Genomic DNA, 25,998 nt, shown 5'->3' with positions numbered 1-25,998 from the left:
GATCCCACCGACGAAAGAGGCCACGCCATGGACCACCTGAGCAGCATGGACGCGTCGTTCCTGCACCTTGAAACCCCCGAGACGCCGATGCACGTCGGCAGCCTCATGCTCCTGGACCTGCCCGAGGGCTACCGGGGCGATTACTACGAAGACGTGAAGGGCATGCTGGGCAAGCGGCTGCACCTGGCGTCGGTGCTCACGCGCAAGCTCGCGCAGATGCCCTTCGAGCTGGCCGAGCCGGTGTGGATCGACGACGACGACATCGACCTGGACTACCACGTGCGCAGCCTCACGCTGCGCCGCCCCGGCACCATGGAGCAGCTGCACCACCTCGTGGCGCGGCTGCATTCGAGCTTGCTCGACCGCAGCCGCCCGCTCTGGGAGATGTACGTCATCGAAGGCCTGGAGAACGGCCAGGTGGCCTTCTACACCAAGGCCCACCACAGCGGCGTCGACGGCAAGGCCGGCACCGAGCTGGCCAAGGTGCTCTACGACACCACGGCGCAGATGCGCGAGGTGCCGCCCGCGCGCCGCAAGCGCGGCAGCGGCAGCCACTACCAGCTGGGCGTGGCCGAGCTGCTGCAGGCGGCGGTGTCCAACTCGGCGCGCCAGTACCGCAAGCTCGCCGAGCTGCTGCCGGCGGCCGCGCGCGCCCTCACGGCGGCCGGCAGCGTGCTGGCGAGCCAGCAGACCGGCAAGGGCGAGCGCCGCCTGAGCCTGGGCATGGCGCCCAAGAGCATGTTCAACGACGCCATCACCAACCAGCGCTCGTACAGCACGATGTCGTTGCCCTTCGACGAACTGAAGGCGCTGGGCAAGCGCGTGGGCGGCACCGTCAACACCATCGTGATGGCGATGTGCAGCGAGGCGCTGGCGCGCTTCCTGAAGGAGCGCAACCTGCTGCCGAAAGAAGCGCTGATCGCCGGCGTGCCCGTGAGCCTGCGCGCCGAGGGCGACGACTCGATGAACAACCAGGTGTCGATGGTGCGCGTCGACCTGGCGACCGACATCGGCGACGCGGCCGAGCGCTTCAAGGCGATCCATGCCTCGTCGGAGGCGGCCAAGGCCGTGGTGCGCGAGCTCAAGCCCGTGCTCGGTGTCGACATGCCGATCACCGGCTCGCCCTGGCTCATGACCAGCCTGGCGTCGCTGTACGGCCGCTCCAACCTCGCGCGCCGCGTGCCGCCCGCGGCCAACGTGCTGATCTCGAACGTGCCGGGGCCGGGCGCCACGCTCTATGTGGCGGGCGCGCGGATGATGCACTTCTACCCCGTGTCGATCCCGTACCACGGCAGTGCGCTGAACATCACGGTGCAGAGCTACGCGGGCTCGCTCGACTTCGGCCTCACGGCCTGCCGCCGCATCCTGTCGCAGGAAGAGTCGTACGAGCTGATCGGCCACCTGCGCGCGGCGCTGCGGCAGATCGAGCGGCTGCCCAGCGTCGAGAGCGCGGCCAAGCCGGCGGTCGCGAAAGAGGTGCCAGCCGAGGTCGTGCCCGCCAAGGCCCCGCGCCGCGCGAAGGCGCCGGCCGCCGCCAAGCCGCGCGTGGCTGCTGCGGCTGCCGCGCCCGCCAGCAAGAAGCCCCGCGCGCCGCGCAAGCCGGCCGCTCCCGCCAAGGGCAAGCGCGCCGCTGCCGCTGCCTAGCCTTCCCGCCGATTCCTTCACCGACCGACCCCAAAGGAAAGCAAGACCATGACCCCCACTTCTGCGCAGGTCCCCGCCCGCGCGCCGTACAACGCGGCGGACGAGGCTTTGTTTTCGAAGGTCAGCTGGCACCTGCTGCCGCTGTTGATCCTCTGCTACATCGTCGCCTTCATCGATCGCATCAACATCGGCTTCGCGCAGCTGCAGATGAAGCAGACGCTGGCCTTCAGCAACGAGGCCTATGCGCTGGGCGCGGGCATCTTCTTCATCGGCTACTTCCTCTTCGAGGTGCCCAGCAACCTCATGCTCGAGAAGATCGGCGCGCGCAAGACGCTGCTGCGCATCATGTTCTGCTGGGGGCTCGTGGCCTCGGCCATGATGTTCGTGGAGACCACCACGCAGTTCTACGTGCTGCGCTTCCTGCTCGGCGCCTTCGAGGCGGGCTTCTTCCCGGGGATCATCCTGTACCTCACCTACTGGTACCCCTCGGCGCGGCGCTGCAAGGTGATCTCGATCTTCATGACGGCCACCGCCATCGGCTACCTGCTGGCCGGCCCGCTGTCGGGCTGGATCATGAAGTACATGAATGGCCTGGGCGGCCACCACGGCTGGCAGTGGCTGTTCGTGGTGCAGGGGCTGCCGGCCTCGGTGCTGGGCATCGTCGCGTTCTTCTACCTGAAGGACAAGCCCGAGCAGGCCGGCTGGCTCACGCCTTCCGAGAAGCTCGCGCTGCGCCATCACCTGGACAACGAGCCGCATGCGGTGGAGACCGCCTCGCACGGTTCGTTCTGGGCGCTGCTGCGCGACCCCAAGGTGTTCACGATGGCCTTCGTGTACTTCCTGTTCCTCGGCGCCAACTACACACTGGTGTTCCTGGTGCCCACGCTCATCAAGAACTGGGGCGTGGGCGACGTGTTCATGGTTGGCCTGCTGTCGGCCATTCCGGCGGTCTTCGGCGCCGTGGGCATGGTGTTCGTCGGGCGCAGCTCCGACAAGCACCTGGAGCGGCGCAAGCACTTCTTCTTCTGCGTGGCGCTGGCCTCGGCGGGCCTGCTGGTGGCCGTGTTCAGCGGTGGCAACCTGGTGCTGGCGCTGGCGGGCCTCGCGGTCATGAGCATCGGCCAGTCGGCCAACACGCCGATCTTCTTCGCGGCCATCAGCGAGTACCTGCCGCGCAAGTCGGCGGCCGGCGGCATCGCGCTGATCAGCAGCCTGGGCAACCTCGGGCCCGCCGTGATGCCGGTGATCACCGCATGGATCACTACCGCCTCGGGCAGCTCGGACAACAGCATGTTCCTTGCGATCGGGCTGTGGCTGTCGTCCGGCGTGGTCCTGCTGCTCGTCATGCGGCCCGCCGCCGCGCGCCGCTCGCAGCTCGCGACGGCCTGATTTTTTCGTTACCTGCTATTTCACTCACCAAGGAGATTCAATTCATGGCAACCAGCAAGACCGCAGCCAACGCCAACCCGCTCTTTCCGACGGCGCTGCCGTCGATGGAAGATTTCAGCAAGCTGATCGAGCAGCTCAAGCTGCCCGGCGTGGACGTCGGCGCGCTCGTGGAGTGGCAGCGCAAGGACATGGAGGCGCTGGCCGAGGCCAACCGGCAGGCTTACGAGGGCATCCAGTCGCTGGCGCAGCGGCGCGGCGAGATCCTGCGCGACACGCTGGCCCAGTGGCAGGACGCGCTGAAGGACGCCACCGGCAAGGACGCCATCTCCAGGCAGGCCGAGGTCGCGCAGCGCGGCGTGCAGCAGGCCGTCGACAATTTCCGCGAACTGGCGCAGCTGGAAGCGCAGGCGCGCAACAACAGCTGGAAGGTGGTGCAGGACCGCTTGAACGAGAACATGGCGAACCTGCAGCAGCTGCTGCAGCCGAAGAAATAGGGGCGCTCCCGCGGACGCAATGTCCGCGCAACGACTGCTGGTAGCCTTGCCGGATTGTTCAGGCGCGCCTCGCCCCGCGAGGTCGCGCGATCCGGATGAATCAGAAAGGACTCAGCGCGTGGTTGTGACAGGGAGAAGATGGGGCGCGTGCGCCGCGTTGACGGCGGCATTGCTGGTGGGCGCATGCTCCACCACGCCCAGCACGCCGGTGGCGGGCCCCGGCGAATACGTCGTGCAGACGGGCGACACGCTCTACCGCATCGCGCAGCGGCACGGCCGGACGACGGCCGAGATCGCCCGCTGGAACCAGATCAAGGACCCCGACCAGCTCGAAGCCGGGCAGGTGCTGCGCGTGGTGCCGCCCGGCGGCGCCGCGACGGGAGCTGCCACGCCCCCACCGCGCAGCAGCAGCAGCAGCGGCGGCAGTGCAGAAAAAGCCAAGCCCGCGCCCGCACCCCGCGAGCGCGACCCCGTGGTGCCGCCCGCCTCGCGGCGCAGCGACTGGGGCTGGCCGACGCAGGGCGCGGTCATCGCCGGCTTCAACGGCAACAGCAACAAGGGCCTGGACATCGGCGGCAGCAGCGGCGAGCCCGTGCACGCGATCGGCGCCGGCTCGGTGGCCGCGACCGAAACGATGCGCGGCTACGGCAGCGTGATCATGGTCGACCACGGCGGCTCCTACATGTCGATCTACACCAACGTGGGCACCGTGGGCGTGAAGCAGGGCCAGCGCGTGCAGCGCGGCCAGAAGATCGCCGAGATCGGCCCGGCGGAGGGCGGCCGCGCCAAGCTGCACTTCGAGATCCGCTACCGCGGCAAGGCCGTCGATCCGCGCCTGTACCTGCCGGCGAAGTAAGCGAACGGGGCCCTCAGCCCTGCGGCCGGGTGAGCAGGTCGAGCTCGGCCCGCAGGCGGCGCACCGCCACTTCATGGCGCCGCGTCTGCGGCCCGCGCCCATGCGTGCCGGCCTTCAGGATGAGCCGCAGCTGCTCGCGCTGCAGCTGCGCCTTCAGGCGCCGGGCGCGTTTTCCGAATTCCTTGCCCATGTCGCGGCGCACGCGGTAGCGCAGCAGCGGCGCGCCCAGGCGCACCCATTCGTCGTCGCGGATCAGCTCGCGCTCGGGCACGAAGTAGGCCGCCAGCGCGTGCAGGTAGGTGCCGTTCTCGCGCGCGGCGGCGCGCCAGACGAAGGCGGCGGCGATCACCACCGGAATGCCCTTGACGATGAGCAGCAGCGCGATGCCGACGAAGCCGTCGTCGAAGCGGTCTTCCAGCAGCGGCGAGTTCCAGATGAAATGCATCGCCCACGCCAGCGCGAAGTAGAAGAGGGCGCAGCCGATGCGCGCCGCCATCGAACGCTGCGGGTTCAGCAGGAACCACGCCACGCCGAACGAGGCGATGGTCGTGTAGGCCGCGTGGCTCCACAGCCCGCTCAGCAGCCCGCGCATCAGCAGGTGGTAGAGCACCGGGTACACCTGGTTCTCGAGCGGGAAGTTCACGGCGCTGTTCACTGTATAGCTCAGGTTCTCGATCACCTGGAAGCCCAGCCCGGCCATGGCGCCGACGATCAGCACCGACAGGTAGGTTTCGAACTGGTTGCGCGCGATCAGCACCAGCAGGATCACGCCCGCGAGCTTCAGGAATTCTTCGGTGATCGGCCCTGCGATGGCCGGCCCCCACGCCGCCACGAACTCCGGCGACACCAGCTTGGCGCACAGGCTCTGGATGGCGATGTTGGCCGGCGCCGCGAAGTACACCGCACCCAGCCCGCCCCACGCAAAGGCCAGCACGTAGGCCTCGGGCGGGTGCTGCTCCAGCAGGTCGAGCGTGCGGAAAAACAGCACGAAGGCCGCCGTGTAGCCGCCCCACACCAGCAGGCCCAGCAGCGCGGTGACGGGCACGACGCGAAAGCCCAGCGAGAACATCGAGACCGTGTAGAACAGGCCGTTGAGGATCAGCGCCGCCAGCAGCCAGAAGGCGGCGCGCTGCGGCTGGAAGAACGAGTCGGTGCCGATCGGCCAGTCGGCGTCTTCCTGCGTGGCAACGGTGGCTTCGGTGGTGGTGCTCACAGCGGTGCCTCCAGGTCCATCGAGTCGAGCATTCGGCGGGCGTCGGCCAGCGCTTCGTTGAAGCCGTCGGTGGGGCCGTACACGTCGATCTGCACCAGCGAGCGACGCGGCGTGTCGACCACCTGCCAGAAGCGGCCGGCGAGCTTGGCGCCGTAGTAGGCGAAGGTCTTGCCCTGCAGGCCCCAGCCGGTGACGAAGTCGGACACGTCGCCTTCGACGGTCAGGCCCTGGCCGCGCTCCATGAGGCGTTGCTGGCGCACCATGGGGCCGTCGGGCCCGCCCATCCACAGGCGCGTGGTCACGAGGAACTTGTGGCCGCCCTTGAAGAGCATGAGCGACTGGCCGGCCTTGGAGCGCGACACGTCCATCTGCCAGCCCGGCGCGGGCTCGAAGCGCGCGTGGGCGACCGACACCGTCTCGCCCGCGGGCAGCGGCCGGCTGCCGGGCGTGTGGTTGTTCCAGAAGGTGAGGCCGCCGACGTACGCGGCAATGGCCAGGAGGATCGCGAGCGCGCCCGGCCAGGTGCGGTACGGGATGCGGCGGGACGGTTGAAGCATCCGTGGATCGTGCCACACCGAAGCGACGGCGCGGGGGCACCGCCGCTGTTGTCAGGCGCTCAGAACGCCATGCGAATACCTACGTCGTAGCCCAGCGCGCGGTGCGGCTGCATGCCGTTCGTGGTCGCGTAGGCCGGCTGCGGGAAGATGGCCGGCAGGCTCAGCACCAGCGGCGTCACGCCCATCACCGTCGGGTTGTTGCGGCCGTTGGCGATGTGGATGCGCGCCACCGAGGCATACAGCGCCGTGCGCTTCGACAGGTTGTGCACGTAGCCCAGCGCCAGCTTGTTCACCGACGAATTGCCGTCGGGCAGGCCCAGCCCGTTGACGAAGCGCACGCGCGCATACGAGGCGCGCACCACGCCCGCGCCCAGCGGCACGTTCACGCCGGCCATGAGGCCGTCGTAGCGGTCGCTCAGATTCAGCGCGCCGTTGGCGAAGGGCGTGGCGCTGTGGCGCACGTCACGCACGCGCGACCATTCGCCGAACACCTTCACCACGCCGAAGTCGTACGAGGCGCCCAGGTTCAGGCTCTTGATCTTCTCGCTCTGCGCGGCGGCGCTGGCCAGCGTGCTCTCGCCGTAGCCCAGCGCCACGTCGGCCGGGCCACTGGCCCAGCCGATGCGCCCGCCCACGTAGCGCCCGCGCTGCGAGGGGCTGTCGGGCACGTTGCTGACCTTCGTGTTCTCGTGCAGCGCGTACTGCACCTGGCCGTAGAAGCCGCCCAGGTTCGGCGGCAGGAAGTAGCTGATGGCGTTGCTCGTGCGCAGGTAGCTGTCGGTGCCGGCCGAGAGCCCACCGTTCAGCAGGCCGCCCGTGGCCAGCGCGCGCGAGGCCGCGATGTTGCTGTTGACCACCGCGATCAGGTTGGTGCCCACGCCGTTGACGCTGAAGGGGTCGAACACCGCGTCGTTCCAGAACGAGGCCGTGTAGTCGCGGCCCAGGCGCACTTCGCCGAAGGGCCCGCTGAGGCTCAGCGTGGAGCGGCGTCCGAAGTTGGTGATGCCGCTGCCCGTGTCGTTGCTCAGCGGCGCCTCGAGCCAGAAGCTCGCGGCCAGCCCACCGCCCAGGTCCTCGGTGCCGCGAAAGCCGATGCGGCTGGACGCATTGCCCGAGGGCGACAGCACGGTCTGGCTCTGGCGCAACTCGGCCGGGCGCAGCGGGTTGTACGAACTGCTGGTGGTGCGGTAGTGGCTCACGCCCGCATCCATCACGCCGAACAGCGTGAGCGAGGACTGGGCGAGGGAGGCGCCTGCAGCGAGGGTCGCGGCCGCGGCGGCGATGAGGGTCTTCTTCTTCATGGTCTTGTCTCCTGGTTGTTGTGTGTGTTGTCGTGAGGGCTGTGCGTCAGGGCGCCCAGCGCAGCAGCGCCAGCACCAGCGCGGCGATGAAGACGGTCTCGCCGACCATCAGCACCACCGGCTTGAGTCCCACGTCGACCAGCTCGCGCAGCTGCGTCTTCATGCCGATGCCGGCCATGGCCGCCACGAGGAACCAGCGCGACAGGTCGCTGCCCGCGGTGGCGAGCGACTGCGGCAGCCAGCCCGTGCTGTTGAGCGCCACCAGCGCGGCGAAGGCCACCGCGAACCACGGCAGCAGCGGCGGGCGCTGGCCGCCCACGGCCTTGCCGGTGGCACGCGTGAACATCACGGCGAACAGGATCACCGGCAGCAGCGCCGCCACGCGCATCAGCTTGACCAGCGTGGCCGTGTCGCCCGTGGCCTGCGACATGCCGTAGCCCGCGCCCACCACCTGCGCCACGTCGTGGATGGTGGCGCCCAGGAACACGCCGGCCGTGTGCGCGTCCATGCCGAGGGCGCGCGCGATCAGGGGGTAGGCGATCATCGTGAGCGTCGACAGCGCCGACACGCCCACCACCGTGAACAGCGTGGCGCGTTCCTTCAGCGGATGCGGCGGCAGCGCCGCGGCCAGCGCCAGCGCGGCCGAGGCGCCGCAGATGGCGGTGGCGCCGCCGCTGAGCAGGCCGAACAGCACGTTGAAGCCCATCAGCCGCGCCACGACCATCGACACGCCGATGGTCAGCACCAGCGACACCGCCACCAGCAACACCGGGTGCCAGCCCAGCGCCACCACCTGCGCGGCCGTGATGCGCAGCCCGAGCAGCGCCACGCCCCAGCGCAGCACGTGGCGCGCGGTGAACTCGATGCCGGGCTTGCACGGGCCTTCGGCCGAGAGAAAGTTCATCGCCATGCCGAGGATGAGCGCGAACAGCATCACCGGCGCACCGTAGTGCTGCGACAGGAAGGTGGACGCGGCGGCGACCACCGCGCAGGCGAGCACGCCCGGAAAGAGCAGGCGGCCGCGCGCCGGCCATGCGGCGACAGACAAGGCGGTCATGGAAACCTCAGGGCACGAGCACGGTGGCGCCGGTGGTCTTGCGGCCTTCGAGCGCGCGATGCGCTTCGGCCGCGTCGGCCAACGCAAAGCTCTGTTGCGGTTCGCTCACGATGCGGCCGGCCAGCACGTGGCCGAACAGCTCGTCGGCCATCGACAGCATGTGCGGGCGCGGGTGGATGTAATGAACCATCGCGGGCCGCGTGAGCCAGATCGAGCCCTTGGCCGCCAGGACCTGCGAATCGACGACCACGGCGCCTGACGAGGTGCCGTTGCTCACCAGCGTGCCGCGTGGCTGCAGGCAGTCGAGAGAAGCTTCCAGCGTGTCCTTGCCCACCGAGTCGTACACGACCGGCACGCCCTTGCCCTCGGTGATCTCGCGCACGCGCTGGGCGATGTTCTCGCGCGAGGTCACGATGGTGTGGGTGCAGCCGTTGGCCTTGGCGACGGCAGCCTTCTCGTTGGTGCTCACGGTGCCGATCATCGTGACGCCCATCGCACGCGCCCACTGGCAGGCGATGAGGCCCACGCCACCGGCCGCGGCGTGGTACAGGATCGTCTCGCCACCCTTCAGTGGATAGACCTGGCGGAACAGGTACTGCGCCGTCATGCCCTTCATCATCAGCGTGGCGGCGGTGCGATCGGAGATGCCGTCGGGCAGCGGAATGAGCACGTCAGCGGGCATCACGCGTACTTGCGAATACGCACCCTGTGGCCCGATGAGGTAGCCCACGCGATCACCCACGCGGATGTCGGTCACGCCCGGCCCCACGGCTTCGACCACGCCCACGGCATCGGAACCGAGGCCATTGGGCAGTGCGAGCGGATAGCGCCCGGTGCGGAAATAGATGTCGATGAAGTTGACGGCGATGAGGCTGTGGCGCACGCGCGCTTGCCCCGGGCCGGGTTCGCCGACCTCGACGTGTTCGAGCTTGAGCACGTCGGCACTGCCGGTCTCGTGAAAGCGGATGGCTTGGACCATGGGGAGTTCTTTCGGTGTGAAGGGCAGGCGGGCAGAAAGGGCTCAGCCCGCCGAGAGTTCGTCGATGAAGGCCTGCGCGCCCGGCCATTCGCCGTAGCCCGAGGCGGGGTTGAGGTGGCCGACCTCGCCGAGGTCGACCAGGCGGCTGCCCCAGCCCTGCGCCATCTCCACCACGCGATCGAAGGGTGCCAGCGGGTCGTTGCGGCTGGCCGCCACGATGCTCGGGAACGGCAGCGGCCCGGTCGGCACCGGCAGCCAGCCGCCGGCGCGCAGGGCCTCGACGCGGGGGTAACCCTCGGGCATCGGCCGTTCGAAGTCGGGCGGCGTGGCCAGCAGGGCGCCGCACACTGGCCGGCGCGTGCGCTGCGCCCAGTGCGCCAGCATCACCACGCCGCCGCTGTGCGCCACGATGACCAGCGGCCCCTCGACCGCCTGCGCCTCGCGCTCGATGGCTGCCACGCGCGCGGCGCAGTCGAGGTCGTCGCGGCCCATGGGCGGCACCGCGCGCACGCGCGGCAGGCGTGCGGCGAGCAGGGTCTGCCAGTGGCTGGCGACGGCGTCGCGCAGGCCGGGAACGATGAGGACGGTGGGAGCAGTCATATCGGCCTGCACCCTCACTGGTTGAGCTGGATGTTGTAGGTCTTGACGATCCGCGCGTTGCGCTCGTACTCGTCATGCGTGATCTTCGCGAGCTGCTCGGGGCTCTCGCTGGTCATCGGCACGAAGTTCTGCGCGATGAGCCGCTCCCGCACCTTCGGCGAGGAGGCGGCCTTCGTGAGGACCGCATTGATCCGCTTCACGAGGTCGTCGGGCATCTTTGCCGACACGATGGCGCCGGCCCAGTTCGAGAAGTCGATCTCGTCGAAGCCCTGCTCGGCCATCGTGGGCACCTCCGGCAGCTGGGCCAGCCGGGTCTTGGCCCCGACCCCGAAGACCTTCACCTTGCCGGCCTTGATCAGCGGCAGCGACGTGACGATGCCGTCGAACAGGATGTCGACCTGGCTGCCCATCAGGTTCTGCAGCGCCGGCGGCGAGCCCGGGAACGGCACGTGCTGCAGGTCCAGCCCTGCCTTCCTGGCAAAGATGGCGCCGGCGTAGTGCGAGCTGGTGCCCGCGGAGTACGAGGCGTAGCTGCCCGGGCTGCCCTTGCCGGTCTTCAGGTAGGCGATGAGGCCTTTCAGGTCGTTCGCCGGCACCGACGGCGCACTCACCAGCACCATCGCCGAGCGCGCCACCATGGTCACCGGCTTCACGTCCTTGACCGGGTCGAAGCTGGTCTTCATCACCAGGGGAATCTCGGTCAGGATGTTGCTGACCATGAACATGATGGTCTGCCCGTCGGGCGGCGCGCTGTTGAGCGCCTGCACCCCGATGGCGCCACCGGCGCCCGGCTTGTTGTCGACGATCACCGGCTGCCCGATCTCGGCCGAGATCGCGTCGGACAACACGCGGGCCACGACGTCCATGGTGCCGCCCGCGGGCGCCGGCACCACGATCCGCACCGGCTTGGTGGTCCAGGCATGGGCGAGCAGGGGCGCGGCGGCCAGGGCGGCTGCCCAGGGCTTCAGGCGGCGAAGGATGTTGTGGGTTTTTTTCATCGCGATGTCTCCAGGTGTTCTGGTGCCGGGGGTGTGGGGTGCTCAGGCCGCCTTGCGCAGGTAGCCCTGCTGCGCGCCGTTGCGGTTCGGCGCGAAGCCGTTGGCGGCCAGCGATTCCTCGACGGTGTCGTAGAACACGCCGATCTTCGAGATCTCGCGCGCCTGCTTGGCGGTGGCGATGGGGCGGCCGAACTGGCGCGAGATGGCCACCAGCTGCTCGACCTGCGCCACCGTGCCCATCTTGGCGGAGCGCGACTGGTTCCAGAGGTTGTCCTCGATGCCGCAGCGCACGTGCAGGCCCATGGCGATGCCCATCATGTTCACGGGCAGCACGTTGCGCATGGAGCTTTCCACCGTGAGCACCGCGCCGTCGGGCACGGCGCGCACGAAGTTGGCCAGGCTGTAGATGTTGGGCACGTCCATGCCGCCGCCGATGGCCACCCAGTTCATGACCAGCGGGCCCTTGTAGACGCCGCGGCGCATCAGCCGCTCGACCGAGTCGAAGCTGTTGATGTTGTAGCACTGGAAGGCGCTCTGGATGCCGGCCTTGGTGAGGCGGCGGATGTGCTCTTCGGCCCAGCCCGGCTGCGCGGGCACGGTCATTTCCTTGTAGGCGCGGTAGACCTCGGGGTCTTCCATCGAGGTGCCCCGGGTGTCGGCGTCGTCCCAGTGCTCGACCACGTTCATCTGCGAGGTGTTGATGGTCACCGTCACCTGGTCGGGCGTGGGCTCCAGCTCGGCCAGCATGTGGCGCGTGTCGTCGCTCAGCCACTTGGCGGCGGCGCCTTCGCTCTCGGGTGCGAAGCTGATCGAGCCGCCGACCTGGATGATCATCTCGGGCACGCGTGCGCGCACGCCGGCGATCAGCTCGTTGAATTTCGACAGCCGCTTGCTGCCCTTGCCGTCGAGCTCGCGCACGTGCAGGTGCAGCACCGTGGCGCCGGCGTTGTAGCAATCGACCGCCTTCTGGATCTGCTGTTCCATCGTGACGGGAATGTCTTCCGGAAAGTCGGCGGGCACCCACGACGGTGCGTAGGGCGCGGCGGTGATGACCAGCGGCTGCTGGTTTTCGGGGAACAGATGGCCGTCGAGAAAGTTCATGGCAGGACCTCGGGAGAAAGGAAGAAGGAAGGGAGAGGGCGCAGGACGTGCCCGCTCAGAAGACCGCGTCGCCGACGATGCCGGCGCGTTCCATCTTTCGATGGCAGGGCGGGTAGTCCATGACCGCGTAGTGCTGGGTCGAGCGGTTGTCCCACATGGCCACGTCGCCCGGTTGCCAGCGCCAGCGCACCTGGTACTCGGGGATCTGCACCTGGCTCACGAGGTAGGCCAGCAGCAGGGCGGCGCCGGGCTGGTAGTCCTGCCCGTAGCGCACGTTGGCCGGCGTGTGGAAGTTGGTGAAGTGGGTCGTGAAGCCGTTGACGAACAAAATCTTCTCGCCCGTGTCGGGGTGCGTGCGCACCACCGGGTGTTCGGCGTCGGGAAACTGGGCCTTCAGCGCCAGGCGCTTCTCGATCGGCATCGCGGCGCCGAAGGTGGCCTCGATGCTGTGGCGCGCGCGCAGCCCGGCGATCTGCTGCTGGATGTGCGCGGGCAGCTTCTCGAAGGCCAGTGCCATGTTGGCCCACATGGTGTCGCCGCCCACCGGCGGGCATTCGACGCAGCGCAGCACGCAGCCGAAGGGTGGCTTCTCGCGCCAGGTGGCGTCGGTGTGCCAGCTGTTCTCGTAGCGGTCGACCGGCGTCTCGGGGTTCTTGTAGATGCGCACCAGGCCCGGGTGCTCGGGGTCGCTGCCGACCACGGGGTGGTCCTCGAGCTCGCCGAAGTGGCGGGCGAAGGCGACGTGCTCGGCGCGCGTGAGTTCCTGCTGGCGGAAGAACAGCACCTTGTGCTGCACCAGCAGCGCGCGGATCTCGGCCGCCAGGCCGGCGTCGCGCGAGGCCTCGGCCAGCGACACGTGGCGCAGCTCGGCGCCGATGGCGCAGGTCACGGGGTGGACCTGGAGGCCGCGCGTGTGCACGGCGGGGGCCCCGTTCGAGAGGCCTGGCTGGATCGTGGAACCCATGTGTCTTGTCTCCTGTGCCGGTCGTGGGGTGCCGCTGTGCGGCGGTGACCGTGCTGGAAGCAAGAATAGGTCGGGGCCCCTGCGCGCGCCCCCTCCTCGCAGGAGGGGGACCCAGGCCGAAAGGGGAGGGAGAAACCCTCAGTGCCCGGCGGCGAGCAGCCCCAGGATGCGCGCGCGCTGCACCACCTGCGTGCGCGTGCCGGCGTCGAGCTTGGCGAACAGGTTCTTCACGTGCCACTTGACGGTGGTTTCGCCCACCTGCATGGCGCGCCCGATTTCCTTGTTCGACAGGTTGCGCGCCAGCAGCACCAGCACCTCGCCCTCCTTGGGCGTGAGCACGGCGCCGGGCGATGCCGGTGCCGCAGGCGCGGGCGCAGGCGGCACGGCGGGCGCGAGTGGGGCCACCGCGATCTCGGCCTGCGCGCCCTCGGCCGCGAGCGTGCCGACCCAGGCGCCCAGCTCGGGGTGCGCGTCGGAGAACACGCGCTGCAGGCCGTAGGCGCGTGCCAGGTCCATGGCCTCGCGCAGCAGCGCCTGCGCCGGCTGGCCGCAGCGCTCCAGCGCCAGCGCGCGCAGCCCCAGCAGTTCGATGTGCAGGCCGCCCTGCTTGCGCTGGCGCGCCTGTTCGTCGGCACGCGCCAGCTTCGCGAGGGCGTCGGGCCAGTCGCGCGCGGCGATGGCCGCATGGGCGCGCGCCACGTCGCGCAGTGCCTCCACGCTGCGCCGCCACAGCGGGCCCTGCGGCAGCGTGGGGTCGGCCAATTGCGCGTCGATGCGTTCGCACAGCTCGCGGCAGGTCTGGGCGCGGTGGCGCTGTGCATGTAGGCGCACCTGCTCGGCCAGGCTGGCGATGCGCAGCCGCGGCAGGCGTCGCGCGGCGCCGGCCGCGTCCAGCGCGTCCAGCAGTTCCAGCGCGCGGTGCTCGGCGCCTTCGGCCGCCGCGATGCGCGCCGCCGTGCGGTAGGCCTGCAGCAGCGATTCGGGCAGGCCGCTGTGCTCCAGCACGTCGAGGCGGTCGGCCAGCAGCGTGGCGGCGTCGCCCGGCAGGTCGCGCTCCCAGGCCACCGATGCGAGCAGCGCGGCCAGGTTGCAGCTGAAGCGGTGGCGCCGGCCCATCTCGGCCTCGGCGCCGGCCACGGCGGGGCGCAGCAGCTGCTCGGCCAGCAGCACCTGGCCTTCCCACGCATAGCTCAGGCCGATGACCAGCTCGCTCCAGCGCCGGATGTAGTCGACGCCGTGGCCCGGGTGCCCGCGCAGGGCCTGCTGCTGGCGCAGGCGCGCGAGCGCCGGCTCGCCCTCGAGCAGCGCGCGGTAGGCCATGCGATTGGCATGCGACTGCAGCAGCAGCGGGTCGGTCAGCGGCACGGCCTCGGTCCAGGGCGCGTGCAGTTCGACGAAGCGGTCGGGGTCGTCCGCGAACACGGCCGCGCCGCCGAGGATCAGCGCGCATTCGCAGCGCAGCGCATCGCTCACATCGGGCTGCGCCAGGATGCGCGCCACGAAGCGGCCGGCTTCTTCGTGCCGCTCGCTCGATGCGAGCGTCCATGCCGCGGCCAGCAGCAGGCGCGGGCGGCGGTCGAGTTCGTCGGGCGGCATCTGCGCCATCCATTCGAGCACCGTGGCCTGCCGGCCGCGCCGCATGAGCGATTCGTAGAGGCTGCGCTCCGCGAGCTCGTAGGCGGTCTGGTGCTGGCCCGCGCTCAGCGCGTGGTGGGCGGCTTCGTCGAGCAGCTCGTGCGCGGCCAGCCACTGCGCCGCGCGCGCATGCGCCGCCACCTGCTCGGCGGCGTCGAGCGCGGCGAAGCGCTGGCGCAGCACGTCGCGCGCCAGCGCATGCATGCGCAGCCACTCGCCCCCTTCGGCGGCGGCGAACACCGGCGTGTCGTTGCTCAGCCGCGCCAGCCGCGCCGCGGCGTCGTCGACGCCGGAGACCGCGCGGCACAGCTCGGGATGCAGCAGGTCGAGCACGGCGATGCGGGCCAGGAAGTCGCGGTCGTCGGGGTCGAGGTTCACCAGCAGCAGCCGCACCAGCTCGCCCTGCAGCTCGCCGGCGGCGGCCGTCATGTCGCCCAGCACCGTGTGCGCGGCGTGCGCGTCGGCCCCGCGCGCGATGATGGTCGTGGCCAGCTGCAGGCCCAGCGGCCAGCCTTCGGTCAGCTCGTGCAGCCGGGCGGCGGTGTTGCGGTCGACGCGCGCGCCGAAGCGTGCCTGCACCAGCTGCAGCGTCTCGTCGAGGCTGAACTTCAGCAGCGCCGGGCCGATCTCCACGCACTGCCCGTAGGCCACGAGGTCCTCGATGTCGAGCCGGCCGTCGGGGCGCGTGGCAATGAGCGTGCGCACGTTGGGCGGCGCGTTGCGCAGCAGGTAGGCCAGCGCCTCGCGCGAGGCCGGCGGCAGGCGGTCGGCCTCGTCGATGACCAGCACCACGTTCAAGGCCGCCTGCGCCAGTTCGGCCAGCAGCGCGGTGACGCTGCCCAGCGTGCCGGGCCGGTCGTCCTGGAACAGGCTGCGCCCGAACGCGGGGCGGCCCATGGCGACGCGCAGCGCCAGCGCCAGGCTCTGCACCAGCCGGCCCGGGTCGTCCTGGCTCTGCGCCGAGACCCAGCCCACCGGCACGCCCTGGCCCAGGTACTCCAGCCGCCACTGCGCGAGCAGCGAGGTCTTGCCGAAGCCCGAGGGCGCCTGCACCACGCACACGGCGTGGTCGCGCAGCGCGTCGGCGCTCGACAGGAGCCGCGCGCGCGAGACCAGGTGACGCGGGACACGGGGCGGCGTCACCTTGAGCAGCAGGTCGCGCGGGGCGCCGCTCGCATCGGGGGGCGGGAAAGTGGCCAAGGCTCGTTCGTGCTCGTGGAGGGAAGAACGGGCCCGATTCTCCACGTCAATCGCGCGAGGCCGAAGCGCGGCGCGGCGCCCTCTGCCGCGCGCGGCTGGCCTTCGCGCTGCAGCCGTACTGCGCATGGAACCAGCGCGACAGCCCGCTGGGCGCGCAGAAGCCCAGCAGGCCCGCGACCTCGGCCAGCGGGCGGTCGCCCTCCAGCACATGGCGCACGGCGAGTTCCTTGCGCACGTCGTTCACGATGGCCGAGAAGCTCTGCCCGTCGTCCGCCAGCCGGCGCTGGATCGTGCGGCATTCCACGCCCACGTGCGCCGACACCTGCGCGATGCTGCAGCGCCCGCTGGGCAGGAGCAGCAGCACCGCGCGCCGCACGTCGCCCGGCAGCGCGTCGCCGGGCGCAGGCGCTGCCGCGTCGAGCAGCTGCCGCGCATAGCGCGCCATGGCCGGGTCGGCCGAGGGGTTGGGCGCGTCCAGGTCGTCGCGCGCGCAGACGATGCCGTGGAAGTCCTGGTCGAAGGCGACGGCCGCGCCCAGCACGCGGTGGTGCGTGCGCAGGTCGCGCGGCGCGGGATGCGCCAGGCACACGCGCCGGGGCTGCCAGTCGGCGCCGAGAAACTGCCGCAGCAGGCGCAGCATCACGCCCAGCGCGAGTTCGATGCGCTGGCGCGTGGCGCGGTGCGCCTTGCCGGGCTGCACTTCCTCGCGGATGACCACCACCTGGCCGAAGGCCTCGACCATCAGCGACAGCGAGCCGTTGAGCAGCGGCTGGTAGCGCATCAGCACGTCGAGCGAATCGCGCAGCGTCGGCTGCTCGCGCACCAGCAGGCCGACGGCCCCGAGGTTCGACAGCCGCCGCCCCTCGGCCATGCACAGCCCGAAGCTGTCGTTGCCCGAACGCTCGGCCGAGGCCTGCAGCAGCGCGGCGACACGGTCGACCGGGATCATCAGGTCGGGCTCGTCCAGCACGCGGGGGCTCAGGCCGGCGTCCAGGAGCATGCGCGCCGGGTCGAGGCCACTGGCGCGGGCGACCTCGCTGTAGTGGGTGAGGCTTGCCGCGCGGACCAGGGAGGACATCGCAAGTCCGCACGTGGCAGTTCTCAGGGCACGAGCACGGTGGCGCCGGTGGTCTTGCGGCCTTCGAGCGCGCGGTGCGCTTCGGCCGCGTCGGCCAGGGCGAAGCTCTGCTGGGGCTCGCTCACGATGCGGCCGGCCAGCACGTGGCCGAACAACTCGTCGGCCATCGACAGCATGTGCGGGCGCGGGTGGATGTAGTGCACCATCGCCGGCCGCGTGAGCCAGATCGAGCCCTTCGCCGCCAGCAGCTTGGTGTCGAGAACCACGGCGCCAGAAGACGTGCCATTGCTCACGAGCGTGCCGCGCGGCTGCAGGCAATCGAGCGAAGCCTCCAGCGTGTCTTTCCCCACCGAGTCATAGACGACCGGCACGCCTTTCCCGTCAGTGATCTCGCGCACGCGCTGGGCGATGTTCTCGCGCGAAGTCACGATGGTGTGGGTGCAGCCGTTGGCTTTTGCGACAGCTGCCTTTTCGTCGGTGCTGACGGTGCCGATCATGGTGACGCCCATGGCGCGCGCCCACTGGCAGGCGATGAGACCCACGCCGCCGGCGGCTGCGTGGTACAGGATCGTCTCGCTGCCCTTGAGCGGATAGACCTGCCGGAACAGGTACTGCGCCGTCATGCCCTTCATCATCAACGTGGCGGCGGTGCGGTCCGAGATGCCATCCGGCAAAGGGATCAACACATCAGCGGGCATCACACGCACCTGCGAATACGCCCCTTGCGGCCCGATGAGGTAGCCCACGCGATCGCCCACACGGATGTCGGTCACGCCCGGCCCCACGGCCTCGACCACACCCACGGCATCGGAACCGAGCCCGTTGGGCAGTGCGAGCGGATAGCGCCCGGTGCGGAAATAGATGTCGATGAAGTTGACGGCGATGAGGCTGTGGCGCACGCGCGCCTGGCCCGGGCCGGGCTCGCCGACCTCGACGTGTTCGAGCTTGAGCACGTCGGCGCTGCCGGTCTCGTGGAAGCGGATGGCCTGGTTCATGGTGCGTCTCCTGGGGTGTGTGGGGGCTGTATGGAACGGATTCTTGCGGCGCGTGGCGGCGGCGGGAAGCGTGGTCTTGGCGATGTCCCAAATTGGCAAATCGATGCCCCAATAAAGCAAGAAATGCGGGCGGGGTGCGCCGGATACTGGCGGCATCGGCCCACCGAGGCCTGCAAGACAACAACCGGAGACACCCCATGAAACTGCTGCAATTTGGACGCGCCGCCGCCGTGGCGCTGGTCGGATGCTCGATGGCCCTCGGGGCCTGGGCGCTGGGCGACAAGCCCGTCAAGCTCATCGTTCCCGCGCCACCGGGCGGCACGATGGACATCGTGGCCCGCGTCGTCGGGCAGCAGATGGCGCTGGACATCGGCCGCCCCGTGATCGTCGAGAACCGCCCCGGCGCGGGCGGCTCCATCGGCCTGCAGGCCATGCTGCAGGCACCGGCCGACGGCAACACCATCGTGATGGCCGCGAGCAACGTGCTGGCCGAGACGCCGCAGGTCGTGAAGATGCCCTTCGATCCGCTCAAGGACGTGGTGCCCATCGGCTCGGTGGCGCGCTCGGGCGTGGTGCTCGTCACGGCCGCGAACTTCCCGGCCAAGGATTTCCAGGGCCTCGTCGCCGAACTGAAGACGCGCAAGGGCAAGGCCAGCTTCGCCAGCTACAGCCCCGGCACCGTGTCGCAGTACGCGGGCCTCATCCTCAGCGACCGCGCCGGGCTCGACCTGCAGCACATCGGCTACCCCGGCTCGCCGCCCGCGCTGCAGGACCTGCTGGGTGGCCAGGTCGACCTGATGTTCGACGGCATGCTCACCTCGATGCCGCTCATCAAGGCCGGCAAGCTGCGCCCCTATGCCTTCACCGGCAAGACCCGCTCGCGCTTCCTGCCCGACCTGCCCACCACCACCGAGCTCGGCTACCCCGACCTGCAGTTCCGCGGCTGGGTCGGCTTCATCGGCTCGGCCAAGCTGCCGGCCGACGTGATGGCAAAGCTCCATGCCGCGATCGAGAAGGCCGGCCAGGCGCCCGCCGTGCAGCAGAAGCTGCTCGACGTGGGCCTGGAGCCCGAGCTCAGTGTCGACACGCCCGCGCTCATCGCCGAGACCCGCGCGCTGTCCGAGCGCAACGCCGCCATCGTCAAGAAGTACCGCATCCAGGCGAACTGAGCGGCACGCGCCATTCCATCGGAGACCTCTCATGAAGATCAGACCCATTACGCCGTCCATCGGCGCCGAAATCTCGGACGTCCACCTGGGCGAGGCCTCGCGCGACCCCGAGTGCTTCGCGTCGATCCGCGCCGCGCTGCTCAAGCACAAGGTGCTTTTCTTCCGCGGCCAGGACATCGAGCGCGCCGAGCACGTCGCCTTCGCACGCTGCTTCGGCGAACTGGAAGACCACCCCGTGGTCGGCTGCGACCCCGAGCACCCGGGCCTCGTGCGCATCTACCGCAGCGACAACAAGCACAGCTACGAGAACACCTACCACTGCGACGGCCTGTGGCGCCAGAGCCCCGCGATGGGCGCGGTGCTGCGCTGCATCGAGTGCCCCGAGGTCGGCGGCGACACCATCTGGGTGAACATGGTGCAGGCGCACGACGAGCTGCCCGACGAGATCAAGCAGAAGATCGGCAAGCTGCGCGCCAAGGCCAGCATCGAGCATTCGTTCGGCGCCGTGATGCCGATGGAAGCGCGCCTCAAGCTGGGCCAGGACCATCCGCCCGTGGAGCACCCCGTGGTGCGCACGCACCCCGAGACCGGCGAGAAGGTGCTCTACGTGGGCAGCTTCACCACCCACTTCGTGAACTACAGCACCCCCGAGAACGTGCGCCACGGCATCGACAAGACACCGGGCGCGGCGCTGCTGCTGAACTACCTGCTCAGCCGCGCCACTATTCCCGAGTACCAGGTGCGCTGGTCGTGGCAGCCGGGCGACGTGGTCGTCTGGGACAACCGCAGCACGCAGCACTACGCGCTGAACGACTACTGGCCTGCGCCACGAAAGATGGAACGCGCCGGCATCGTCGGCGACGTGCCGTACTGAACATCGCCCCCGCATCGCCACCTGACAGACGCACGCCATGAACTTCCTCGACGGCCACCTCTTTCCCGAAAACCAGCAGCCGCTGATCATCACCGCCGCGCCCTATGCACCGGGCTGGCTTCCTTCCGACTTCCCGGGCGAGATCCCGGTCACGATGGAAGAGCAGATCCAGAAGGCGGTCGACTGCTACAACGCCGGCGCCACGGTGCTGCACCTGCATGTGCGCGAGCTCGACGGCAAGGGCAGCAAGCGGCTGTCGAAGTTCAACGAGCTGATCGCCGGCGTGCGTGCGCGCGTGCCCGAAATGATCATCCAGGTGGGCGGCTCCATCAGCTTCGCACCCGAGAGCGAAGGCGCCGCCGCCAAGTGGCTGAGCGACGACACGCGCCACATGCTGGCCGAGCTGGAGCCCACGCCCGACCAGGTGACGGTGACGGTCAACACCTCGCAGATGAACGTCACGGAGCACGCCGAGCTGGCCGACTTCAAGGGCACCTCGCGCGAGATTCCGGCCATCTTCGAGGCCTACAAGGAAATGACGGTGCCGGCGCAGCCGGGCTGGGTCGAGGAGCACATCCGCCGCCTCACCAAGGCCGGCATCCAGAGCGCCTTCCAGTGCTACAACATCAACAGCTTCGAGTCGGTCGAACGGCTCATGCGGCGCGGTGTCTACAAGGGCCCGCTGGTGATGAACTGGGTGGCGATCAGCGGCGGCATGGACGCGCCCAACATCTACAACCTGGCCAACTTCGTGCGCGCCGTGCCCGACGGCGCGGTGCTCACGGTGGAGAGTTCGGTGCGCAACGTGCTGCCCGTGAACATGATGGGCATCGCCATGGGCCTGCACGTGCGCTGCGGCACCGAGGACGTGCTGTGGAACCAGACGCGCACCGCCAAGATCGGCACCGTGGCGCAGATCGAGCAGCTGGTCGCCATCTCGCGCCAGTTCGGCCGCCCCATTGCCACGGCGCAGCAGGCGCGCGAGATCTCGAAGATCGGCGTGTTCTACGAGACGGCCGAAGAGTCGCTCGCGGCCAACGGCTTCGCGCCGAACCGCAACGGAGGCAACCAGGGCTTCCTGCGCAAGGCGGCCTGAGAAGAAAGACGATGGCAATGACGAGGCGTTTCACGCGCGCCGCCTGGCGTCTGCTGGAGGGCATCGCGCATGCCCTGCGCCACGAAGACCTGGTTCAGAACGCGCGCACCGCGCCCTGAGCCACCGCGCCGGCCGTCTGCTTGCTCCATTGCGAGGCGCTGCAGCCGAAGTGGTGGCGGAACCAGTGGCTGAAGCTGCTGGGCCCCGAAAACCCCAGCAGCTCGGCCACCTCGCTCAGCGGCAGGTCGCTGTCGCGCAGGTGGCGCTTCACGAGGTCGGAGCGCACGTCGTCGAGCAGGCGGCTGAAGGTGAGGCCTTCGGCCTCGAGCCGGCGGTGCAGCGTGCGGCGGTCCACGCGCAGGTGCCGCGCCACTTCCTGCGCGGTGCAGCCGCCGCCGGGCATCAGCGCCAGGATGAGTTCGCGGCAGGCTTCGCGCGTGCTCTCGCCGCGGTCTTTCAGCGCGGCCTCCAGGTACTCGCGCGCGAAACGCGCCACGCCCTGGTCGCCCGATTCGCGCGGCTTGCGCAGGTCGGCCGCCAGGCACACGAGGCCGTTGAAATCCTGGTTGAACTTGACGTTGCGGCCGAAGAAGGCGCGGTGCGCCGCCATGTCCGCCGGCGGGCGGTGCGTGAAGCACACCTGCTGCGGGCGCCACTGCGGATCGATGAGCTCGCCGAGGATGCGGAACATGATGCCCACGGCCAGCTCCATCGACTGGCGCATCGGCAGCCCGGGGCTGGGCAGCAGGTCTTCCTGGATGATGACCATGTCGCCCGTGTCCTCCAGGCGAAAGCTCAGCGAGGCGTTCACCAGCTTCAGGTAGCGGCCCAGCGTGTCGAGCGCGTCGCGCGGCGTGGGCTCTTCCTTCAGCACGACGCTGATGGGGCCCAGCGCCGACAGCTTGCGCTGCGCCGCCAGCCGCAGCGCGAAATCTTCGGTGCGCGTGGCGCGCGCGGTGATCTCGAGCAGCTCGCGCACGGCGTCGCCGGGGATCAGCGTCTCGGGGTGCTCGAGCAGCTGCGCTTTGAGCCCCACGGTGCGCATGAAGGCATGCGGGTCGCGGCCGAGCGACTGCACCAGCTCCACGTAGCCGCTGAGGCTCGCGCTGCGCATCAGTCGACCGAGGTGCTTCATGGTGGCTTCTTTGGCAGAGGCCCCGTGTTCACTCGGGGCTGATCTTGAGTTGCAGTTTCTCGATGATGGCCCGATTGTGGGCGGTCGTGGCGTCCAGCGTCTGGCGCAGCTGCACCAGCGTCGCCTCGCGCGGCGGATCGTAATTCTGCGCGAGCAGCGCCTCGCGGAACTTCGGCGCCTGCACGGCCCGGGCCACCTCGGCGCGGATTTTCTCCTGCAGCGCCGGCGGCATGCTGCTGAGCACGAACACGCCCACGCTCGCGTCGGGCATCACGAAGTCGGGCAGGCCCAGCTCGCCGAAGGTGGGCACGTCGGGCAGGAAGCGCGAGCGCTTCGACGACGCCACGGCCAGCGCCTTGATCTTGCCGCTGCGGATCAGCGAAGTGACGTTGCTCACCACCTCGAAAGTCAGCTGCACCTGGTTGCCCATGAGGTCGACCAGCGCCGGCGCCGAGCCCTTGTACGGCACCACGAGGATGTCGTTGCCGCTGCGCGCGCGCAGCATCTCGCCCAGCAGGTTGGAGCGCGTGCCCGTGCTCAGGTTGGCCACGCTGACCGAGCGCGGATTCCGCTTGGCATGCGCCAGCAGGTCGTTCACCGTGTTCGGCGGGAAGCCGGCATTGGCCACCAGCACATGGAACATGCCCGTCACCTCGCCGACGTAGGTGAAGGTCTTGAGCGGGTCGAAGGGCGTCTTCACCGTGAGCGGAATGTCGGACAGCACGCTCGACGGCCCGACCATCAGCGTGTAGCCGTCGGCCGGCGCGGCCATCAGCGCGCGCTCAGCAATGACGGCGGAGCCGCCCGGCTTGTTGTCCACCAGCACGGTCTGGCCGAGGTTCGTGCGCAGCTGTTCGGCGAGCAGCCGCGCCGCCGCGTCGGAGATGCCGCCCGGCGGCGCCGGAACGATCAGCCGAGTGGGCTTGTCGGGCCAGGCCTGGGCCGAGGCCGTGCCGCAGCACAGCGCGGCCAGGAAGAGAAGGGAGGCTCGCAGCAGATGCAGACACATGGTTCGTCCTCAGGTGGAAGAGTCAAAGGCGTGCGGATTCTGTGGCGCCACCGCTGCTGAATGCTTGGCGCGACGCGTCGGCCACTTACCGGATCGCGACAGCGACACCTGTCTTTGCACGCGCCGTTTCAATGCCCCAGAAAGACAAAACTGCGCCCCCGATGAGCAAGAAGTTTTCGCAGCAGCGCCAGAAACTTTGGCTGCAAGCGCAACCCTTTCACCGGAGACAACCCCATGAACTTCCTCGACGGCCACCTGTATCCCGAGAACCAGCAGCCCCTGATCATCACGGCCGCGCCCTATGCGCCGGGCTGGATTCCCGCCGACTTTCCGGAAGACATTCCGGTCACGATGGAAGAGCAGATCCAGAAGGCGGTCGACTGCTACGAGGCCGGCGCCACCGTGCTGCACCTGCATGTGCGCGAGGCCAACGGCAAGGGCAGCAAGCGCCTGTCGATGTTCAACGAACTGATCGCCGGCGTGCGTGCGCGCGTGCCCGAGATGATCATCCAGGTGGGCGGCTCCATCAGCTTCGCGCCCGAGGACGACGGCGCCGCCGCCAAGTGGCTGAGCGACGACACGCGCCACATGCTGGCCGAGCTCACGCCCAAGCCCGACCAGGTCACGGTGACCGTCAACACCACGCAGATGAACGTGACCGAGCACGCCGGCCTGGACGACTTCAAGGGCCTGTCGCGCGGCGACCCGCGGCTGTATTCGACCTACCGGGACATGATCGTGCCCTCGAACCCCAGCTGGGTGGAAGAGCACATCCGCCGCCTCACGGCCGCGGGCATCCAGAGCGAGTTCCAGTGCTACAACATCAACAGCTTCGAGACCATCGAACGCATGATCCGCCGCGGCGTCTACAAGGGCCCGCTGGTGATGAACTGGGTGGCCATCAGCGGTGGCATGGATCAGGCCAACATCTACAACCTGGCCAACTTCCTGCGCGCCGCACCCGACGGTGCGGTGGTCACCGTGGAGAGCTCGGTGCTCAACGTGCTGCCCGTGAACATGATCGGCATCGCCCTGGGTCTGCACGTGCGCTGCGGCATCGAGGACGTGCTGTGGAACCAGACCCGCACCGGCAAGATGAGCTCGGTCGAGCAGATCAAGCAGCTCGTGCGCATCGCGACCGAGTTCGGCCGCCCCATCGCCACCGCGCAGCAGGCGCGCGAGATCATGAAGATCGGCGTGTTCTACGAGACCACCGAAGAGACGCTACAGGCCAACGGCTTCGCGCCCAACCGCAACGGCGCGCAGCAGGGCTTCCTGCGCAAGCCGGCCTGATACCGCTTCCACCGCTTCCCGGGGGGGCGGTTGACGTACCGACTGGTCAGTCGGTAGACTGGGCCGATCGCGCAGCTCACCGGGCTGCATCGCATCGCACAGAAAGCCCCCGATGAGCGAGAACTTCGCAGCCGAACTCCATCGCCGAGCCACCACGGCCCTGCAGGCCGGGCGCGCCGACGCGCAAGGGGAGGGCGACCGCGTGCCGGTCGGCCAGTACACCGACGAGGCCATCGCACGCGACGAGCGGCGGCTGCTGCAGCGGCATCCGCAGCCGGTGGCCGCCAGCGCCTCGCTCGCCTCGCCCGGCGCCTGGCTGTCGCTCACGCACACCGGCGTGCCGCTGTTGCTGGTGCGCCAGGAGGGCGGGCAGGTGCAGGCGTTTCTCAACGTGTGCCGCCACCGCGGCGCGCGCGTGGTGCCCGAAGGCAGCGGCAGCGAGGCGCGCGCCTTCGTCTGCCCGTACCACGCATGGACCTACAAGCCCGACGGCGCCCTGCGCGGCGTGCCCGAATCCTTCGGCTTTCCCTGCCTGAAGCAGGACGCGTCGGGCCTGCGCCGGCTGGCCACGGTCGAGCGCGCGGGCGTGGTCTGGGTCGTGTGCGATCCGTCGCGGGCGGACAGCGACCCCGGCGCGCACCTGGGCGCACTCATGGACAACCTCGAGTCGCTGGCCGGGCTGCGCGCGCCCGTGGCCTATGCGCCGCGCACGTACGAGGTCGAAGCCAACTGGAAGCTGCTGGTCGACGGTTCCTTCGAGGCCTACCACTTCAAGGTGGCGCACCGCGAGACCATCGCCCACATGTTCCTGCACAACCTGCAGGTGATCGACGAGTTCGACCTGAACCGGCGCCTGTACCTGCTCAAGTCGAAGTTCCAGGAACACCGGCCCGACGCCGCCGGTTTCGATCCGCGCCGCTACGGCAACCTGACCTACTTCTTCTTTCCCAACACGACCATCCTGGTGCAGCCCGACCACGCGCAGCTCAGCATGCTGGAGCCGCTGGGCGCCACGCGCACGCGCGTGCACGAACTCACGCTGATCCCCGAAGCGCCGGCCTCGGAGAAGGCGACCGCGCACTGGGACGCGAACGTGGCGCTGTACCGGCGCACGCTCGCGGAAGACTACGCACTGGCCGAATCGATCCAGGCCGGGCTGGCGTCGGGCGCGAACGACGCGCTCAGCTTCGGCACCTTCGAGTACAGCGCGCCGCGCTTCCATGCGCAGCTCGCGCAGCAGGTGGCGGCGATGCCGGCCGCACGCTGACGCGCGAGGGTGTCGCGCGTGCAACAACCAGACCACAAGACACAAGAAAGAATGGCGCGCATCGCGTCTGATCGCCGGTCGCGTCTTCGCGGCA

Annotated in this window: 23 protein-coding genes; 9 read left to right on the top strand and 14 right to left on the bottom strand. The window is 69.6% G+C overall.

What is annotated here, in order from left to right; all coding sequences use genetic code 11:
- The first annotated feature begins 27 nt into the window (after nt 1-27).
- The 4 genes from AC1RL8_RS15945 (at nt 28) to AC1RL8_RS15930 (ending at nt 4,383) form a co-directional block, all read left to right on the top strand.
- Nucleotides 28-1,644: a wax ester/triacylglycerol synthase family O-acyltransferase gene (locus AC1RL8_RS15945; RefSeq protein ID WP_492684766.1), complete on the top strand. Its 1,617-nt coding sequence runs from the start codon at nt 28-30 to the stop codon at nt 1,642-1,644.
- A 48-nt stretch (nt 1,645-1,692) separates the two neighbouring features.
- The gene (locus tag AC1RL8_RS15940; RefSeq protein WP_492684765.1) at nt 1,693-3,033 is read left to right on the top strand and encodes an MFS transporter; all 1,341 of its coding nucleotides are present in this window, start codon (nt 1,693-1,695) and stop codon (nt 3,031-3,033) included.
- A gap of 44 nt (nt 3,034-3,077) precedes the next feature.
- The gene (gene phaP / locus AC1RL8_RS15935; RefSeq protein WP_492684764.1) at nt 3,078-3,527 is read left to right on the top strand and encodes a TIGR01841 family phasin; all 450 of its coding nucleotides are present in this window, start codon (nt 3,078-3,080) and stop codon (nt 3,525-3,527) included.
- A gap of 175 nt (nt 3,528-3,702) precedes the next feature.
- On the top strand, nt 3,703-4,383 hold the full coding sequence (locus AC1RL8_RS15930) for a peptidoglycan DD-metalloendopeptidase family protein (RefSeq protein ID WP_492684763.1): 681 nt from the start codon (nt 3,703-3,705) through the stop codon (nt 4,381-4,383).
- Nucleotides 4,384-4,396: 13 nt separating this feature from the next.
- Here AC1RL8_RS15930 and AC1RL8_RS15925 read toward each other — a convergent pair whose 3' ends face one another.
- The 12 genes from AC1RL8_RS15925 to AC1RL8_RS15870 form a co-directional block, all read right to left on the bottom strand.
- Nucleotides 4,397-5,596, bottom strand: coding sequence for a PrsW family intramembrane metalloprotease (locus AC1RL8_RS15925; protein WP_369645934.1), 1,200 nt, complete (start codon nt 5,594-5,596; stop codon nt 4,397-4,399).
- Nucleotides 5,593-6,153 carry a hypothetical protein gene (locus tag AC1RL8_RS15920; RefSeq protein ID WP_062482400.1) on the bottom strand — a complete coding sequence of 187 codons (561 nt, stop codon included), beginning with the start codon at nt 6,151-6,153 and terminating at the stop codon, nt 5,593-5,595. Before AC1RL8_RS15920 ends, AC1RL8_RS15925 begins: the two co-directional genes overlap by 4 nt.
- Before the next feature lie 59 nt (nt 6,154-6,212).
- The gene (locus tag AC1RL8_RS15915; protein ID WP_492684762.1) at nt 6,213-7,454 is read right to left on the bottom strand and encodes a porin; all 1,242 of its coding nucleotides are present in this window, start codon (nt 7,452-7,454) and stop codon (nt 6,213-6,215) included.
- 46 nt (nt 7,455-7,500) lie between these two features.
- Nucleotides 7,501-8,511 (bottom strand): YeiH family protein, encoded by a 1,011-nt coding sequence (locus AC1RL8_RS15910; protein WP_492684761.1) that lies wholly within the window; start codon nt 8,509-8,511, stop codon nt 7,501-7,503.
- A gap of 7 nt (nt 8,512-8,518) precedes the next feature.
- On the bottom strand, nt 8,519-9,490 hold the full coding sequence (locus AC1RL8_RS15905) for a quinone oxidoreductase family protein (protein WP_492684760.1): 972 nt from the start codon (nt 9,488-9,490) through the stop codon (nt 8,519-8,521).
- Nucleotides 9,491-9,532: 42 nt separating this feature from the next.
- Nucleotides 9,533-10,090 (bottom strand): RBBP9/YdeN family alpha/beta hydrolase, encoded by a 558-nt coding sequence (locus AC1RL8_RS15900; RefSeq protein WP_492684759.1) that lies wholly within the window; start codon nt 10,088-10,090, stop codon nt 9,533-9,535.
- 14 nt (nt 10,091-10,104) lie between these two features.
- On the bottom strand, nt 10,105-11,088 hold the full coding sequence (locus tag AC1RL8_RS15895; protein WP_056573291.1) for a tripartite tricarboxylate transporter substrate binding protein: 984 nt from the start codon (nt 11,086-11,088) through the stop codon (nt 10,105-10,107).
- A gap of 42 nt (nt 11,089-11,130) precedes the next feature.
- Nucleotides 11,131-12,189: a beta-keto acid cleavage family enzyme gene (locus tag AC1RL8_RS15890; protein ID WP_492684758.1), complete on the bottom strand. Its 1,059-nt coding sequence runs from the start codon at nt 12,187-12,189 to the stop codon at nt 11,131-11,133.
- A gap of 55 nt (nt 12,190-12,244) precedes the next feature.
- Nucleotides 12,245-13,153, bottom strand: a complete 909-nt coding sequence (locus AC1RL8_RS15885; protein ID WP_159273045.1) for a TauD/TfdA dioxygenase family protein — start codon at nt 13,151-13,153, stop codon at nt 12,245-12,247.
- Nucleotides 13,154-13,291: 138 nt separating this feature from the next.
- Complete coding sequence (locus AC1RL8_RS15880) at nt 13,292-15,988, bottom strand: winged helix-turn-helix domain-containing protein (RefSeq protein WP_492684757.1); 2,697 nt, start codon at nt 15,986-15,988, stop codon at nt 13,292-13,294.
- 46 nt (nt 15,989-16,034) lie between these two features.
- Nucleotides 16,035-17,066, bottom strand: coding sequence for an AraC family transcriptional regulator (locus AC1RL8_RS15875; protein ID WP_492684756.1), 1,032 nt, complete (start codon nt 17,064-17,066; stop codon nt 16,035-16,037).
- A gap of 23 nt (nt 17,067-17,089) precedes the next feature.
- A complete protein-coding gene (locus AC1RL8_RS15870; protein ID WP_492684755.1) occupies nt 17,090-18,061 on the bottom strand; it encodes a quinone oxidoreductase family protein in 972 nt (323 codons plus the stop codon).
- A gap of 197 nt (nt 18,062-18,258) precedes the next feature.
- Here AC1RL8_RS15870 and AC1RL8_RS15865 point away from each other — a divergent pair, with 197 nt between their 5' ends.
- From AC1RL8_RS15865 to AC1RL8_RS15855, 3 genes are read left to right on the top strand one after another with little or no spacing between them, the layout of a single operon-like run.
- On the top strand, nt 18,259-19,230 hold the full coding sequence (locus tag AC1RL8_RS15865; RefSeq protein ID WP_390349408.1) for a Bug family tripartite tricarboxylate transporter substrate binding protein: 972 nt from the start codon (nt 18,259-18,261) through the stop codon (nt 19,228-19,230).
- Nucleotides 19,231-19,261: 31 nt separating this feature from the next.
- On the top strand, nt 19,262-20,104 hold the full coding sequence (locus AC1RL8_RS15860; RefSeq protein ID WP_492684754.1) for a TauD/TfdA dioxygenase family protein: 843 nt from the start codon (nt 19,262-19,264) through the stop codon (nt 20,102-20,104).
- 37 nt (nt 20,105-20,141) lie between these two features.
- Nucleotides 20,142-21,200: a beta-keto acid cleavage family enzyme gene (locus AC1RL8_RS15855; RefSeq protein ID WP_070062068.1), complete on the top strand. Its 1,059-nt coding sequence runs from the start codon at nt 20,142-20,144 to the stop codon at nt 21,198-21,200.
- Nucleotides 21,201-21,294: 94 nt separating this feature from the next.
- Here the strand turns inward: AC1RL8_RS15855 and AC1RL8_RS15850 are convergent, their stop codons facing one another.
- Together AC1RL8_RS15850 and AC1RL8_RS15845 are read right to left on the bottom strand one after the other, a co-directional pair.
- On the bottom strand, nt 21,295-22,335 hold the full coding sequence (locus tag AC1RL8_RS15850; protein ID WP_062477242.1) for an AraC family transcriptional regulator: 1,041 nt from the start codon (nt 22,333-22,335) through the stop codon (nt 21,295-21,297).
- Nucleotides 22,336-22,363: 28 nt separating this feature from the next.
- Entirely contained in the window at nt 22,364-23,344 is a 981-nt protein-coding gene (locus AC1RL8_RS15845; protein ID WP_492684753.1) for a Bug family tripartite tricarboxylate transporter substrate binding protein, read from the bottom strand.
- A 234-nt stretch (nt 23,345-23,578) separates the two neighbouring features.
- Between AC1RL8_RS15845 and AC1RL8_RS15840 the strand changes: the two genes are divergently transcribed.
- Both AC1RL8_RS15840 and AC1RL8_RS15835 read left to right on the top strand, forming a co-directional pair.
- Nucleotides 23,579-24,637 carry a beta-keto acid cleavage family enzyme gene (locus AC1RL8_RS15840; protein ID WP_492684752.1) on the top strand — a complete coding sequence of 353 codons (1,059 nt, stop codon included), beginning with the start codon at nt 23,579-23,581 and terminating at the stop codon, nt 24,635-24,637.
- A 112-nt stretch (nt 24,638-24,749) separates the two neighbouring features.
- On the top strand, nt 24,750-25,904 hold the full coding sequence (locus tag AC1RL8_RS15835; protein ID WP_492684751.1) for an aromatic ring-hydroxylating oxygenase subunit alpha: 1,155 nt from the start codon (nt 24,750-24,752) through the stop codon (nt 25,902-25,904).
- The last annotated feature ends 94 nt before the right edge of the window (nt 25,905-25,998 follow it).

Source organism: Variovorax sp. GW822-FHT04E09, assembly GCF_058800845.1.
Note: the sequence above shows the minus strand (reverse complement) of the source record. Positions and strands in the feature narration are given on the sequence as shown.